General features: G+C 59.8%; 1 protein-coding gene. It reads left to right on the top strand.

The window, feature by feature from the left end; genetic code table 11:
- The first annotated feature begins 52 nt into the window (after positions 1 to 52).
- A protein-coding gene (locus QN357_RS18960) for an IS3 family transposase (RefSeq protein ID WP_323505393.1) occupies positions 53 to 1,344 on the top strand; the annotation gives its coding sequence in 2 pieces (ribosomal slippage) (positions 53 to 323 and positions 323 to 1,344; 1,293 coding nt in all).
- Positions 1,345 to 1,360 lie beyond the last annotated feature (16 nt).

The following is a 1,360-nucleotide window of genomic DNA, read 5'->3' as shown; positions in this document are numbered from 1 at the left end:
GTGAACCGTCCCGGTTTTCCTGCCGCTTTCTTTCTGGTGAAAGGATTCGGATATGCCCAAGAAACACCCAACAGAGGTTCGCGAACGAGCGGTCCGTATGACCCTTGACCGTTTGAAGGATTACCCATCGATGTGGGCCGCGTGCCGCGACCTTGCACCGAAGCTCAATATCGGCGCGGAAACGCTCCGGAAGTGGGTCACCCAGGCCCAGGCCGATGCCGGCGAACGTAGCGGGCCCACAAGCGAAGAGCTCGAGGAAATCAAGCGCTTGAAGCGCGAGAACCGCGACCTTCGAGAAACGAACGACATCCTCAAAGCAGCCGCGTCTTTCTTCGCGAGGGAGCTCGACCCTCGCAACCGTCCATAGTCGCTTTCATCGTTCAGATGAAGGCGAATGGCCATGGAGTCGAGTTGACGTGTGGCGTCCTGCGCGAGCAGGGCGTTGCTGTCACTTCACGGTCATTTCGGGCATGGAAGACCCGCGCCGCCGCAGCGCGAGTTCAGAGCGACGCTGCCCTCGTCGATCGGCTCAAAGCGTTGAAGGCGCGAGATACCCAGGGCCGTCAGCAACCTGAGATTCTCTACGGTCGGCGGAAGATGACGGCGTGGCTGAACCGAGGCGAGTTCGCCGGCGTTTCCAAGCACACGGTCGACCGGTTGATGCGCCTCGAGGGCATGAATGGCCTCGTAAGGGGCCGTAAGCCCCGGGAGTCGGCGTCGGCTGGCAAGGACTCACCGCGAGCTCCTGACTTGCTCAAACGTAACTTCAGTGCGCCCCGCCCTAACCATTCCTGGGTCACGGACTTCACCTACGTACCAACGTGGGGCGGCTTCGTCTACGTAGCTTTCGCAATCGACTTGTACTCCCGAGCGATCGTGGGCTGGCATGCGTCAACGGCCAAAGACACGCCGTTCGTGGAAGTCTGTTTGAACATGGCGCTCTGGCGTCGCGATCGCGCCGGCCACGCCGTGGGGCCCGGTTTGATACATCACAGCGATGCCGGATCTCAATACACATCGATTAAATTCACCGAGACTGTCGCTCTGGAAGGGCTCATCGCCTCGATCGGAACTATCGGTGACGCGTACGATAACGCGGCCGCGGAGACCGTCATGGGGCTCTACAAAAACGAGGCCGTGGCGAAGAACTCACCCTTCATGACGGGGCCGTTGAAGACTCTCGCGGACGTCGAGAAACTCACCTTCGATTGGTTGGATTGGTACAACAATCGGCGCCTGCACAGCGCGCTCGGGAACATGCCGCCCGAAGAATATGAACGCAACTACTACGCTGAAACAAACGGCCCGATAGATATCGAAGCCGCCAACAAAACGGCGGCATGAAAACCGGGACGGTTCA

This window comes from Cryobacterium sp. RTC2.1, assembly GCF_035018685.1.
Taxonomy (GTDB): domain Bacteria; phylum Actinomycetota; class Actinomycetes; order Actinomycetales; family Microbacteriaceae; genus Cryobacterium; species Cryobacterium glucosi.
Note: the sequence above shows the minus strand (reverse complement) of the source record. Positions and strands in the feature narration are given on the sequence as shown.